Below are 13743 nucleotides of genomic sequence, written 5' to 3' on the forward strand. Positions count from 1 at the left end.
AAAACAGGGCAATGGCTTAGATAATTGTGCTAGCCAAAATATGCCAGTATGGTATAGGGTGTTGCTTTTCGTATTCTTGCCTATTATATAGCTGCATACTCTTATACTGCTTAATATAAGTATGTTTTGCTAACAGATTATAATATCTTTTTGAGTACACTAGCAAAACGCTGCCCTGCACTTTGAAAAACACCAGTGACTCGATTTTTTTGAATCGCTTCAGGCTCGCTTTTTTCACTACGGCGAAACTGCTCGCTTTGACTATATAATAGTGTACCAAATGCCGTTTGATAAGCACGATCATTTACTTGACTGTTTAGCTGCTTAAATGACTCATCATTATCAAAATGATTATGAGCACTAATAGCAGGATGAGTGTTGGTTAATACTACGGGCATTTTGAGCAATTTTTTGGTAAAGGGTATCATACCTTTAATCGCCGTACCGCCACCTGTGAGTACGATACCTTTGTCGATATAGCCGATGAGATCAGCCTCATGTAATTGACGAGCAACTTCCGTAAATATCTGCACATAGCGCGCTTCAATAATACGGGCTAGATTATAGATACCAATATTAATCTCGTCACCTGTTCCTTGTGGTTTAAAGATAAAGAATGAGCTAGGATCGACACTATTGACATCGACAGTACCATGGGTCTTTTTCAGCTTTTCAGCTTCAATCATGGAGATACCAAAATCAGCTGAGATATCCATCGTTACTTCGTGGCTACCTGTCGCGATACAATGGGTAAATATCAGCTTGTTTTCTTTATAAACGCAAATACTGGTCGTACTAGCACCAATATCTACCAAACAAACCCCTTGCTGGCGCTCGTCACTCATCAAACTATATTCAGCACTCGTCACTGCATCAAATACAATGTGATCAATACCAACATCACAGCTTTGCAGTAATTTTTGGATATTCTGACGACTAGCAACGGGCATCATCATCATGTGATACATCACAGTAATATTATGCGCCATCATTTCGATCGCATCATCCACCATGAAATCTTGATCATCAACATAGATGCCCTGCTGACAGCAATGCATTAAATAATAGTCTGATGATAGATCGCGTGACTTGGCATTAGACAACGCCTGCACCATATCTTTGGCACGTACCGCCTCATCTTCTACACGTACCTCGCCTGCACTATTTTTGCTCGATAATTCCGGTGTTGCTAGGGTCAACCACACACTGTGCACGCGGCAATTGGCAGTATCTTCTGCTTCTTGAATGGCTTGCTTAATAGCACCTTGTAGACGTTCACGGTGTTTTATTTGACCTTGGTAAAAATCGCTATTTTTGACTTGTCCCACGCCCAGAATACGGATGTCTTTTGCAGAGACAACGTTACCAATGACGACATAGACTGCCGTGGCACTTAGATGGACAACAACCAGATTTTCAGTATTTTTCATGGTACCAGACAAATTATCGCTAAACAGGAGACCAAATGACGTCTCCATTAGATCATTAAAAAAAGCGTTATCAACACGCTATGATGTTGTATATCCTGTGCTACAAACTATCAAAATAGCTCAAACTAAAATGCTAACCAGTTTTTGTTTATGCTATCTATCTATCGTTATTCTGCTTCATCGATTTTTGGCTGTGCCATATCCCAAGCAATGGTAAAACCATTTTTATAGCGCAAATCTACAGACTGTATTTCGCCTCGACGCTCACTTAACTGATTGCCGAGCAGCTGACTTAAACTCAGCAGCTTTTGCGCAGTATTCTCGTTATCAACAATCACACGCAGTCCATTGTCAAAACGAATCAGCCAAGTCATTCTTGGTGACAGGATAATATCTTCGACTTGCATACCAAGTGGCGTATACCAGTCGTTAACTTGCTGCATCTGCTGCATGATAACTGGGGCTTGCGTTATCTCACCTTGTAAGGTGGCGAAGCGTTCTTGCGTCAGATCTTTACTATCAGCAGGGACAAAAACTGCACCTTTTGCATCCACTAAACGCTCTGTACCAAAATTAGCAACCGCCTGCTTAGGTAATGCGGTAACGACTATGCCCCGTTGCCAATCACGAGAAATACTGACCTGATCAACCCAAGCCAGACCCGTCGTAATATCTCTTAATGCTTGCAAATCAGAGGTAAAAAAGCTGCTTACCTTTTGTTGATTCATAACCTGTTGCAATGCGCGATACTGGGTAACTGTCAAACCCTGATTATTCACATGGATAGAAGCTGGCGGTGCATCACGCAACGCTTTTCCACCCATTATCAATATCAGTACGAGCAACCCTAGTACCAATACCATAAAAAAATATTTGAGCGAAGTCGGTACTTGGAACTTAGAGTTTGGGCGACGGGTTTTATCACTCATCAAGTCAGTTACCTCGTTGACAGTTTGAGCCATAACGACCTTTGTCCCTATATTTGCATAAAACTGATCATGCTATTTATAAATGTAACTCTGCATATTTTTGCAGAAGCCTATTAAGTTGACATATTATCAAAATATTTTACTAAAACGATTTATAGGATGACATTATGCTCATTTAAACGTAACATTTTTCTTAATTTATGAATAACTTATGGGCTAAATTCATAGAAAACAGAAATATCACTAAAACAGACCTATAATTACAATATTAACGTATTTTATGGTTAAACAATAGCTTAACCCCTACTAGTGACAACGAATTTACACAAGTTTACATGACGCTGTGGTATAGCAGCTCTAGTGATACATTAACCCGTTCTAGTCTAGTAGTATTCTCAGGCTATCTAGTCTAGTAGTATTCTCAGGCTATAAGAAAAATTTAACTCTAATGATTCATAAGTTTTATCACTGGTTTATTAAGACAGCTTATTAATGACAACTGCCTTAATAAATATCAATAGCATTATGAACAATACTAAAAATGAGCAATGTTAAAAAGTAGCATTGCTAAATCACTGTTTAAGCAATAACTGCTATACCAGTCACTCTAATGTCTGCGCTAAAATATGCCAGCACAATGCATCAAAGTCCATGCCTCGAGCCTTGGCTGCCATCGGAACCAAGCTATGGCTGGTCATGCCTGGCACTGTATTGATTTCAAGCAACCAGAAGTTGCCTGCTTCATCTTGCATAGCATCGATGCGTCCCCAGCCTTTAGCATCAACGGCACGGAACGCTGCAAGGCTCAGATCTTGTAAATGCTTTTCGTCAGCAGCGCTCAGACCACAGGGAATGTAGTAGCTGGTATCATTACGATTGTACTTGGCTTCAAAATCGTAGAAGTTGGTAATATCAGCAGGTTCAAGACGAATGACTGGATAAGCTTCATCGTCGATAATGACGATTGTAAACTCGCGACCAGTAATCCAGCGCTCAGCCATAACTGCATCACCGCACTGTACCGCCGTTGCATAAGCCGCTGGCAACTCGTCAAGATTGTTGACCTTAGTCATACCAATACTCGAGCCTTCATGAACGGGCTTAATAATAAGTGGTAGACCTAGCATGTTGACCACTTGCTGCCAGTCAGTCTCAGCTGTTAACAATGAAAATGGCGCGGTTGCTAACCCACAACCCTGCCACAATTGCTTGGTACGAACCTTATCCATACCCAGCGCTGATGCCAGAATGCCTGAACCCGTCTGCGGAATATCAAACCATTGCAGCACACCTTGCAACAAACCATCCTCGCCGCCGCGACCATGCAACACATTGAACACGCGGTCATACTGGCGTAGCTCTGTGATATCTTGATGCTTAGGGTCGAAATGAGTGGCATCAACGCCTTGGTTTTGTAGCGCCTGCAATACGGCAGCACCACTGTCTAATGACACGCTGCGTTCATTGCTACTGCCGCCGTAGACAACCGCCACTTTACCAAACTGTCTGGCATCTTTTGCATCACTGGTCGTCGTGTTTAGAGTGGCATCATTGCTCTCTAAATTATCTGCATTTTGAGTGCTGGTATTTTCTTTAGTATCAGTCGTCATGAAGATCGTTCCTAGAATTTTTTAGCTTACTTAATGTAAAGGTTATTGGCAGCCAAGTCGACAGCGATCTGCCCTACATTACCTGCACCTTGAGTAATGAGCATGTCATTGGCTTTTAATAAACGCTGCATGACAGGAGCTAAATTGTCCTTGTCAATAATCGTCGGTTCAACTTCACCGCGCAACCGAATACTACGTGCCAATGACTTGGTATCAGCGCCAGTAATTGGGCTTTCACCTGCTGAATATACGTCTAATAATAATAATTCATCAACGCTGGAGAGTACTTCAACAAAATCATCAAAGCAATCTCGGGTACGACTATAACGGTGCGGCTGAAACATCATTACCAAACGACGTTCAGGGAAACTTTGACGCGCCGCTTTAATGGTGGCATCGACTTCTTTTGGGTGATGGCCATAATCGTCAATCAATAAAACATTACCCTCATCAAGGCTGACAGAAGCATGCTCAAAACGGCGACCAACGCCTTCAAATTTTTGCAGAGCGCGTTTGATCGCTTCGTCATCGACCCCTTCATCAGTCGCCATGGTAATAGCAGCAAGTGCGTTATAAACGTTGTGAGTACCAGGAATGTTGAGGGTCAAACGTAAAGGTTCACGGTCACGGCGCAGTACCGTGAAGTGAGTTTTCGTGCCTTCCGTAACCAAATCAACACCTTGCACATCATTAAAAGGCTCAAGTCCAAAGGTCAGTACGGGACGACCAATATCATCAATCATGGCATACAATTCTGGATCATCACCGCAGACCACCGCCAAACCGTAGAATGGCATGTTTTGTAAAAACTGAATATAAGCGGCTTTTAATTTATCAAAACTATTCTCATACGTTTCCATATGGTCTTGATCGATATTGGTGACAATCGCGGCCATCGGATGTAACGATAAAAACGACGCATCAGACTCATCGGCTTCTGCCACCAAGAAACGACTGCTACCCAGCGCAGCATTTTTACCAGATGCATTCAGCTTACCGCCGATCACGTAGGTAGGATCGAGTTGCCCTTCTGCCATCATGGTCAACAAACTGGTCGTGGTGGTTTTGCCATGAGCGCCAGCAACAGCGATACCGTGACGATAACGCATCAACTCGCCCAGCATATCGGCACGGCGTACCACTGGCAAACGTGCTTCTAATGCCGCTTACTTCAGGGTTTCTGCGATCAATCGCTGACGATACAACGATGACATCAGCATTAGCGATGTTCTTAGAATCATGACCGATCGCAATATCAATACCAATCTGTGCCAAACGTTTGGTTACTAAGCTCTCAGCAATATCAGAACCACTTACTTGATATCCTTGATTGTTCATCACCTCCGCGATGCCGCACATCCCCGAGCCACCAATACCGACAAAATGCAAATGCTGAATACGACGCATTTCTGGTATTTCAATCAAACGCTTAGGTAGAGCTTTCGCAGGGTTAGACATAGGGCTTCTCTTTATTAAAGGCTAATACAATTTGTATCAAAATAATGGCAATAAAAACAGTCAGTTATAATAATATAGGCTTCAGCGTTTGCCAAATAATATCAGCAACTTGCTTGCTCGCACTTCGATTGGCAAGGGCATGGCCTTTTTTGGCCATCGCTAGGCACTTCTCTCGATTAAGGGCAGCAAGCTCATTGCTCAAACGCTGCGCTGTCAACTCAGACTGCGGTAACAAAATCGCCGCATCGTGTGAGGTTAAAGTGCGGGCATTAGCAGTCTGATGGTCATCTACCGCATGCGGCAGCGGTACAAAAATTGCGGCAATACCAACGTTCTGGATTTCCGTAACCGTCAATGCGCCTGCTCGGCAAACAATAACATCTGCCCAATTATAAGCGGCAGCCATATCGTCGATAAAAGGCTGTACCACAAATTTGTGCATACTCAAGTCCTGCTCATCGTAAGCCGCTTGTGTGGCAGCCTCATTGTTACGCCCGCATTGGTGACGCACTTCAAAAGGCTGATTGAGCAATGCCAGCGCTTTTGGCACAGTGTCGTTTAAGGCTTGTGCACCAAGTGAGCCACCCACCACCAACAATTTGAGCGGTGAGTTGTCATTAACATCATAACGCACCGTCGGTTCAGAGACACCAGTGATGGCATTGCGTACTGGGTTACCCACCGTTTCAAGCTTAGCATCCTGTGCACTATTGGCAAAGGTATCCTCAAATGCTTGCAGCACCTTGGTTGCAATCTTGGATAGGTAGCGATTACTCATGCCTGCAATGGCATTTTGTTCATGGATAATCAGAGGCGTATTGGTCAGACGTGCGGCGATGCCGCCAGGTGCAGTCACATAACCACCGAAACCGACAACTATGTCAATTTGATTACTACGAATCACCTTTATAACTGCCATCGTCGCTGACAATAAAGTCACTGGCAACTTCAATAAACGCCCGATTCCTTTACCGCGTAAACCCTGCATCTCAATCGCATGAAAAGGATAACCAGTCGGTGCAACCAAGCCGTTTTCCATACCATTTGGCGTTCCTAGCCAATGAATAACCGCACCACGCTGAGTCAATTCCTCAGCCACTGCCAGCGCTGGGAACACATGCCCACCAGTACCCGCGGCCATCATTAATATATGCGGTGCTTTCATGAACGCCTGCCTATCTTTTCTTTATTTATATGAAGGACTTATTATCCTATGATCATCTTAGTCATCAGCCAATAATGACCCTATAAAATCTCGCATAGTATAGTGTAAATCGTTGGCTGATATATAGCACTTTATGCACTGTCAATAACAAAAATCCAAGCCGCGAGCAATCACGACTTGGCTTTTATAAATACTATCGAAAAATCATAAAAGCATCGTTTATAAATGACGTTTTATCGTCTTTTTATGCGCTATGAAAAGATGCTGTTTATCAATCTATCTTAGCACAGTGTTTTTTAAGTATTGTGCGCATAGCTTAGTGATAAATCACTCTATCCTTACAGCGTTGCGCAAACTGCTACTTTATTCTCAATGGCGATGATAAAATCGGTCGCAATATCTGTACCGCATTGATCATCAATCTCACGTACACACGTTGGGCTGGTGACATTAATCTCGGTAATACGACCGCCGATTAAATCGAGCCCGACGAACATGAGACCTTTTTCTTTAACAATCGGGGCGACGACTTCTGCCACTTGACGTTCGACATCGGTGAGCGGCATCGCAACACCGCTACCACCCGCCGCAAGATTACCACGGGTTTCGCCTTTGGTGGGAATACGCGCCAAGCTATAATCGACCACTTCTCCATCGACGATCAACACGCGCTTATCACCTTCCTTAATCTCTGGCAAATAGCGCTGCGCCATAATCGGCAAGGTTTCAAGCTCGGTTAAAATCTCAAGCGTGACGCCGATATTTGGACTAGCTGCTGTCAAACGGAAAATCCCCGTACCGCCCATACCATCTAATGGCTTAACAATGACGTCTTGCTGCTCAGCGATAAACTTGCGAATATGCGCCTGTTTACTGGTCACAATCGTTGGGCTCATATAATCGCTAAACCACGTGGCAAAGAGCTTTTCATTACAATCACGTATCGCTTGTGGGTCATTGACCACTAGTACACCTGCCGCTTTGGCATGATCAAGCATATAAGTGGCATAAATAAAACGCATGTCAAACGGCGGATCTTTACGCATCAACACCACGTCATAGTCGCTGATTGGCACTGTCACTTTATCCTCTAGTGTATAAAAATTTTCAGGATCGCGCTTGACCGTCACTGGCTGCGTATCAACCATCAGCTGACCACGATCCAACCATAAATCATGAATCTGACAGTAACCAAGGCTGTGACCACGGTCTTGCGCTGACCACATCATCGCAAGGCTAGTGTCTTTTTTATAATTAACTTGCTCGATAGGATCCATAATAACGAGTATGTTTAACGATTTTTTTTGATTTTCTTGGCTCATGATAAGGCTCACTTACGTTATATTATTAATATAGAACAGCTTCGAACTCAGTGCCCAACTATACGCCGTACTGCGCACGATAATGTTGCATCTTGGCAAGTTGGGTCGCGTCTTTATGCTGACCGCTTTGTACGCCATGGTCATCTGCCAAATAACTGATTAAATCATCGATATCGACGAGCGCGCGCACTGGTACATCTAATGTCGACGCCAACTCTTGAATAGCAGAATGCTCAGCCTGACCTTTTTCTTTACGGTCAAGGGCAACGATAATACCAGCAACGCTAGCGCCCGCTTGCTCTAAAATCTCAACCACTTCGCGCATCGCCGTACCAGCGGTAATGACATCATCGAGTACCCAGACTGCTTTACCACTAACGTCAGCGCCTACTAAGTTGCCACCTTCGCCATGGGTTTTGGCTTCTTTACGGTTATAGCCCCACTTAGCATTAATACCATGATGAATCCATAAGGCTTGCGCGGTTGCTGCCACAAAAGGAATACCTTTATACGCTGCCCCAAATATCACCAGCTCCTGCTCATCTGTACCGTTATGACTAGCAGTCATTTGCTCAGCCAAGGCATCAGCATAACCACACGCGAGCAACGACAACATCTCACCCGATGCCAGCAAGCCTGCATTAAAAAAATACGGACTGATGCGACCAGACTTGAGGACAAACTCGCCAAATTTGAGAACTTGATTGTCTAAAGCCAGTTGGATAAATTGGTGTGAGGAGAAAGAAGGGTGTTGCGCATTAGGCATTGAGGCATTAAGCATGGAAGCGTTCCTATTGACAAAAAGAAGAGCAAAAAATTGGCGTTATTGTACGCATTATTGATCAGCTTGACCAACCATTGATGTCGTAATCCTGCATGTTAGGATAACGAATCAATAGGCCACTGCGCGATGAGAGATTAAAATAACACTGACCGTCATCGCTCACTTGTATCTCCCAACCTAAATGATACGCGGCAACAATAACATGTCCTGTGAAAATGCGTATTTGACGGTAGGCATGACGCTGCGATGGCTCACAAATGATTTGACTCAGCAGATAACTGCGTATGTGCTGACAGATTTGCGCGGCGCTATAGCGGTGATTGATACTTTTGCGTGTCTCGCACTGCCTCAATGCATGAACAGCAACGCTACACGCCATAATGTCAGTAGCCAAACTGCCCTCACCTGTCTCAAATTGTTGCGGCTGCAACACCACCTGCCAATCTTCGGCGTAAACACTGTTGAGCAACTCATCTGGGTTATAACGTTTGGTCAATGCACGGAAAGAAGCCTGTTTGTTTTTAGCATTACTACTAACGCTCGTATCGGTACTTACAGAAGAGCCATTCAGTGCAAAACCGTAACGATGCAGTTTTGGATAAGCACGAAGCGCCTGCTGAATATCAGCCATGTCGAGCAAAGTCATACCATTTAATGATGATAATAATGGTTGCGCGTGTGATTGTGATAAAAGCTGTCTGGAAACTCGACAAGCTCTGCTGCTCGCATTAATGACAGATGCTCGCCCAATACTTCTGAAGCAATCAGCGACCATTTTGACAAGCTGTGTTCTTTAGGCTGATAAAAACGCGCAGAGCGACCATAAAGTCGTTGCAATTGACCATTTAAGCGCCTAGCAGGCTCTGGAATATCGCTCAAGGGTCTGGCAGGATCAAGTGCCAAGCGACTCGGGTCAAAATTAGGATGTACAATCGCAGGTTGGGTACTATCTGGCAAAATAGACGACTGCTCAGCATTGCCTTCTGAAATTGTACCGCCTGCTGCTGTAAGATCAGCACTGGGTAAATGAGTGTCAGAAGTAGAAGGCTGGGTCATGAAATCTCCATAAGCTATAAAATATAAAAATAATTCTAATTAAATCAAACTGGCATATTACTCTTAATGTTGTTCTTGATGGCGCAAAATATCACGGTAACCGACTTGCCAATCAGGATATGCCAACCAAGCTAATGGAATATTACTGTGCAAGCGTTTTCCCGTAACCGCTACTTTTTTATCGTCAAGAGCAGGAGGCGTTTCATTTATCTGCTGACTTAACCAAACGCCCAACTCAAAAGTCGTGACTGGCGCATAATCAGTAGCAATATAAAGGGGCTTGGGCGCATCGATAGTCAGTACGTTAGCGATGATAGCGACCAAATCGCGATCCATAATCCGATTGCTCCAATGCGCGGCTGCCACTGCTTTTTTGTGGTTCGCGGGCTTTGCGCAGACGCATGAGACGCACGCGTCCATAAATACCGCTTGGACGAATAATAATGGCTTTATCATCAAAGCCTTGTTGCAGGACTTGTTCTGCTTGCAATATCACCTGCGATGCTTCACGCTCTGGCGTCACAGGTGCAGTATTGTCATCAATCCATTCGCCATTATCTTGCCCATAAACACCCGTTGATGAAATAAAAACAATGCGTGAAAGGTTGGTGAGTTTGTCCGCAAGCGTTGCCAAATGTTGGCTAATTGCTAAGTAGCTATTATGATAGCCACTGGTCGAATAATCATCGGGGGTAACGATAATTGCTATCGCCGTAAAATCTTGCAGCTGCTCAGCCGTCAGAGTCAATGCATCGGCTTGCATAAATTCAGCGTTATCATCCAAAGAGTAATGATGGCGCTCACCACGAGCCAAACCTGTGACATTTAAGCCGTCCTGTGCCAGCTGGTTGCTGACTGGCAAACCAATATCACCTTGACCAATAATCAATAAATTTTGCGTACTCATCATTTATCCTTTATTCGAACGACATTTCTAATGACTGCCCATACATCTTTTCAATAATCTATACATCTTTTCAATAATCTATACATCTTTTCAGTAATAAGTGTTAAAAATAGCGTCTGTACGACAGCTGTACGTCTTCATTGGCATCAACACGATCTTGCCATTCGTAGTTGGCATTAATGCGTAATGCTTGTTTTTTATCGATATCATACTGCAGCCCTAATGTCGATATCGGCTGCCAATAATGACCACGGGCATTAGACTCATCGCTGCTGCCATGATACCAATATGGCAGTTGCAATTCAGCCTGAGCACGTAACTGATTGTTAATCTGATAACGACAGCCTGCATTGACGCCAGCACCAACGCGAAAGCCTTTATTGATACCGCGCCCTGCTTGCGCTGTGCCGGACAAAAAGGTATAACATAGCTGCGGCGGCATCTCGCCTGCACCTGTGCGAGGCGTACCAAATGCCCATGACCAACCTGATTCATAGCCCAAGCTCCCAACTAAATGATCGCGACCGTCTTGCTGGGAGCCATCATTCACACGCGTCGCCTCGATGCTAGCGCCCCACGTTTTGCCTTTTTTGGCAGAATTGACCGGATTAAATGAGCGCCCACGAATCAATGTCACATTTTGCAAAACCACACTGTTTGTCTGATTGGCTGTGTCATTATCGGTGTCGTACAGGCGCAAAGTCGCAGATGCGCCTTCTAAGTCGAAAAACTGTGGGAATCCTGAGGGACGATCGAGAATATCATGATAGCCCGCTCGTAAGCCCAAATCGATATAGTTATTATCACCGCGCTGCCCTAGTCCCATATGAGCCAGTTGCAGCGGATGTCTGTCTATTGGATTGTTATCTGATACCGCTATAGTAGGCTGCAATAACGTCTGTCCATCAGCTGACATGCTCGACACCGCATTGAGTTGGGCAGATTTAATCTCATTGATCGTCTGCTTGGCGCTGTTGTGATAGCCGAATTGCTCGCGCTGCTCTTTGACCTTATTCAACTGCGCTTGGCGTAAAGTACTATCAGCAGGGGTATAGTTGGTGCTGGCAAGTAAGCCCTCATCATCAAGCAACTGCACGACATCTGAGGGAATAACCGCATAAGGCAGCTGACTCAATAAATGCTGCTGCGGGCGTACCACGTCAATTAAGCGTAAAATCTCAGACGCACAGTTATCTGTGGTGAAGTAATACGGCAATTTTAAATCTTTGGTTTCCCAAACGTGCAACATAATCTGCTGCACTTCCGCTGGAGTCAAATCCAATTGATACGTCCATGCATCACGCTCGTCTTCTTGCAGATATTTCGCCAGCTTCTCTGGATAAGGGTCAATTTCAATGAGATTGTCATAACCGCCAGTCATTGATTTGATGGCATACACCACAAAATTGTCTTTTGGATTACCACCAACCGTATAATTCAGCGCAACCGCGTGATGAATCTGGCTCGGATCAGCCACGCTCGCTTTTGAGTCGATACGTAATAAAGTATGAGCAAAGGCTGAAATAGGATTGTCCAAATACTCTTGGGCAAACATGATGGATAGCTGCTCAGGGGCAATCTTCTGCATCCATTCATTCAATTTGGGACAGTCAACTTGTAGCGCCGTTTTATCAATGTTTAATGTATCGGTCAACCATTGTGAACGCGCTGGAAAACGACATAATACCGAACTATTGGCAGTATTTTTTTTGACAATACGATTATTCGTTGTCGCTACCTCATTAGCGAGGGCGACGAGTAACACATCAAGCTCGGCAGCTGAATCATGCTGTCCATTCTCACTTAAAAAAAGTCAGCCTCATCAACCATGCTGGTGTCTTTTTTCTTACCAATCAAATCTTTTGATCATCAAAAAATATAATAAACGTCGCCATGTCGTATCTTGGGCTAAATTTTGTGTTGCTGCTTGCTCACGCCACTTGGCTAATAATTGCTCAGCGTTGCTTTTTCTAGCCCTTGGGTATTTTCTGGAGCGTCATTATCTGGCGTATTATTAGCAATTGCAGTAGCTTGCGGCGTAGACGCTAATACCCCTGTCGTACTAATGATGCTGGTGTTGGCAAAAAAGCTTGCGTTTGTGCAGAGAGTAGCAATCCTGCAATAGCAAGTGGTAAACGCGCTCGTTGACTCATAGTAGTTAGGGTACAATCTACAGATAAAAAATTAGGCTTTAGAGACATAGGGTAAACCTCGCACGTTATTATTCATACGCCGATAGCGTGATTGATGGCTGGTTGATAATGCCGATTGGACCGTCCACTAAAATAACCTCAAAAGCCATATACGAGCTAGATCATTGAAATATCTTAGTCAAAGTGGCTGTTATCAAAGTTGTTACTATCAAAACTACTGTTATCAAGGTAGCTACTGTCAGAATGGCTATTAATTGATAGAAATGGCTAGCAACCAGCGGTCAATGCCCACTTATTAATATCATGATAAAAGAGAATATTATGTCCATAACACCAATAACGATTAACGATGGCAGATTATCTGCAGCCACATACCTTGCATCACCAAACTGCAATCTGCGACCAACAGATATGGGTATTGATACTATTGTTATTCATAATATCAGCCTACCGCCGAACGAGTTCGGAGCATCTGATGCTGACGGCATCCATTACGTTAAAGCATTATTTACCAATCAGCTAGACTGGGCGGCGCATCCCTATTTTCAAACGATTAAAGGCGCGGAGGTTTCGGCTCACTTATTCATCGAGCGTGATGGCACGATTACTCAGTTTGTCAATTTTAATGAGCGCGCGTGGCATGCTGGACGCTCTAGCTATTTGGGTCGCCCTGAATGTAATGATTATAGCATCGGTATTGAGCTTGAAGGGTCTGATTTTGTGTCCTTCACCGCCGCACAATATGAGGTACTTGCAAAAGTGGTCTGTGCCATTTATGCCGCCTATCCCAAAACTCGTCGTCATCTAACAGGTCATAGCGATATTGCCCCTGGTCGCAAAACGGATCCCGGTGATTATTTTGAATGGGCAAGATTGCGTGAGATGGTCGCCGCTCTATTAAAATAAAAAGACTCACTCAACTTTAATAA

11 protein-coding genes and 2 pseudogenes are annotated in these 13743 nt (G+C 44.1%); 1 reads left to right on the top strand and 12 read right to left on the bottom strand.

What is annotated here, in order from left to right; genetic code table 11:
* Window positions 1–137: 137 nt before the first annotated feature.
* The 12 genes and pseudogenes from ftsA to G7Y90_RS00470 all read right to left on the bottom strand — a co-directional run bounded on the left by ftsA (window position 138) and on the right by G7Y90_RS00470 (window position 12814).
* A complete protein-coding gene (ftsA, locus tag G7Y90_RS00420) occupies window positions 138–1430 on the bottom strand; it encodes a cell division protein FtsA (protein ID WP_198329470.1) in 1293 nt (430 codons plus the stop codon).
* 167 nt (window positions 1431–1597) lie between these two features.
* Complete coding sequence (locus G7Y90_RS00425) at window positions 1598–2392, bottom strand: cell division protein FtsQ/DivIB (protein WP_250163100.1); 795 nt, start codon at window positions 2390–2392, stop codon at window positions 1598–1600.
* Between the two features lie 569 nt (window positions 2393–2961).
* Window positions 2962–3969 (bottom strand): D-alanine--D-alanine ligase, encoded by a 1008-nt coding sequence (locus tag G7Y90_RS00430; protein ID WP_250163101.1) that lies wholly within the window; start codon window positions 3967–3969, stop codon window positions 2962–2964.
* A 26-nt stretch (window positions 3970–3995) separates the two neighbouring features.
* Window positions 3996–5427 (bottom strand): annotated as a pseudogene (gene murC / locus G7Y90_RS00435) (UDP-N-acetylmuramate--L-alanine ligase).
* Window positions 5428–5491: 64 nt separating this feature from the next.
* On the bottom strand, window positions 5492–6592 hold the full coding sequence (gene murG / locus G7Y90_RS00440; protein ID WP_250163102.1) for an undecaprenyldiphospho-muramoylpentapeptide beta-N-acetylglucosaminyltransferase: 1101 nt from the start codon (window positions 6590–6592) through the stop codon (window positions 5492–5494).
* Between the two features lie 338 nt (window positions 6593–6930).
* Window positions 6931–7914, bottom strand: a complete 984-nt coding sequence (gene gshB, locus G7Y90_RS00445; RefSeq protein WP_250163103.1) for a glutathione synthase — start codon at window positions 7912–7914, stop codon at window positions 6931–6933.
* 58 nt (window positions 7915–7972) lie between these two features.
* Complete coding sequence (gene pyrE / locus G7Y90_RS00450; RefSeq protein WP_372815133.1) at window positions 7973–8695, bottom strand: orotate phosphoribosyltransferase; 723 nt, start codon at window positions 8693–8695, stop codon at window positions 7973–7975.
* 61 nt (window positions 8696–8756) lie between these two features.
* Complete coding sequence (locus G7Y90_RS00455) at window positions 8757–9338, bottom strand: hypothetical protein (protein WP_250163104.1); 582 nt, start codon at window positions 9336–9338, stop codon at window positions 8757–8759.
* An 11-nt stretch (window positions 9339–9349) separates the two neighbouring features.
* Entirely contained in the window at window positions 9350–9754 is a 405-nt protein-coding gene (locus G7Y90_RS00460) for a hypothetical protein (RefSeq protein ID WP_250163105.1), read from the bottom strand.
* Between the two features lie 63 nt (window positions 9755–9817).
* Window positions 9818–10090, bottom strand: a complete 273-nt coding sequence (locus G7Y90_RS18300) for a Rossmann-fold NAD(P)-binding domain-containing protein (protein ID WP_349773381.1) — start codon at window positions 10088–10090, stop codon at window positions 9818–9820.
* On the bottom strand, window positions 10059–10661 hold the full coding sequence (locus G7Y90_RS00465) for an NAD-dependent epimerase/dehydratase family protein (protein WP_349773382.1): 603 nt from the start codon (window positions 10659–10661) through the stop codon (window positions 10059–10061). Before G7Y90_RS00465 ends, G7Y90_RS18300 begins: the two co-directional genes overlap by 32 nt.
* A 103-nt stretch (window positions 10662–10764) precedes the next feature.
* Window positions 10765–12814: pseudogene (locus G7Y90_RS00470) on the bottom strand (Lnb N-terminal periplasmic domain-containing protein).
* Between the two features lie 321 nt (window positions 12815–13135).
* On the opposite strand from G7Y90_RS00470, the gene ampD reads away from it, so the two are divergent.
* Window positions 13136–13720, top strand: coding sequence for a 1,6-anhydro-N-acetylmuramyl-L-alanine amidase AmpD (ampD, locus tag G7Y90_RS00480; RefSeq protein ID WP_201560643.1), 585 nt, complete (start codon window positions 13136–13138; stop codon window positions 13718–13720).
* The last annotated feature ends 23 nt before the right edge of the window (window positions 13721–13743 follow it).

It is taken from the genome of Psychrobacter sp. WY6, from assembly GCF_018448495.1.
GTDB lineage: Bacteria > Pseudomonadota > Gammaproteobacteria > Pseudomonadales > Moraxellaceae > Psychrobacter.

Bases quoted from the DNA above. Each gene is read 5' to 3' on its own strand.
- G7Y90_RS00425 (WP_250163100.1), bottom strand. From the start codon at position 2,392: ATGGCTCAAACTGTCAACGAGGTAACTGACTTGATGAGTGATAAAACC.
- G7Y90_RS00460 (WP_250163105.1), bottom strand. From the start codon at position 9,754: ATGACCCAGCCTTCTACTTCTGACACTCATTTACCCAGTGCTGATCTT.
- G7Y90_RS00465 (WP_349773382.1), bottom strand. From the start codon at position 10,661: ATGAGTACGCAAAATTTATTGATTATTGGTCAAGGTGATATTGGTTTG.
- murG (WP_250163102.1), bottom strand. From the start codon at position 6,592: ATGAAAGCACCGCATATATTAATGATGGCCGCGGGTACTGGTGGGCAT.
- gshB (WP_250163103.1), bottom strand. From the start codon at position 7,914: ATGAGCCAAGAAAATCAAAAAAAATCGTTAAACATACTCGTTATTATG.
- ftsA (WP_198329470.1), bottom strand. From the start codon at position 1,430: ATGAAAAATACTGAAAATCTGGTTGTTGTCCATCTAAGTGCCACGGCA.
- pyrE (WP_372815133.1), bottom strand. From the start codon at position 8,695: ATGCTTAATGCCTCAATGCCTAATGCGCAACACCCTTCTTTCTCCTCA.
- G7Y90_RS00430 (WP_250163101.1), bottom strand. From the start codon at position 3,969: ATGACGACTGATACTAAAGAAAATACCAGCACTCAAAATGCAGATAAT.
- G7Y90_RS18300 (WP_349773381.1), bottom strand. From the start codon at position 10,090: ATGGATCGCGATTTGGTCGCTATCATCGCTAACGTACTGACTATCGAT.
- ampD (WP_201560643.1), top strand. From the start codon at position 13,136: ATGTCCATAACACCAATAACGATTAACGATGGCAGATTATCTGCAGCC.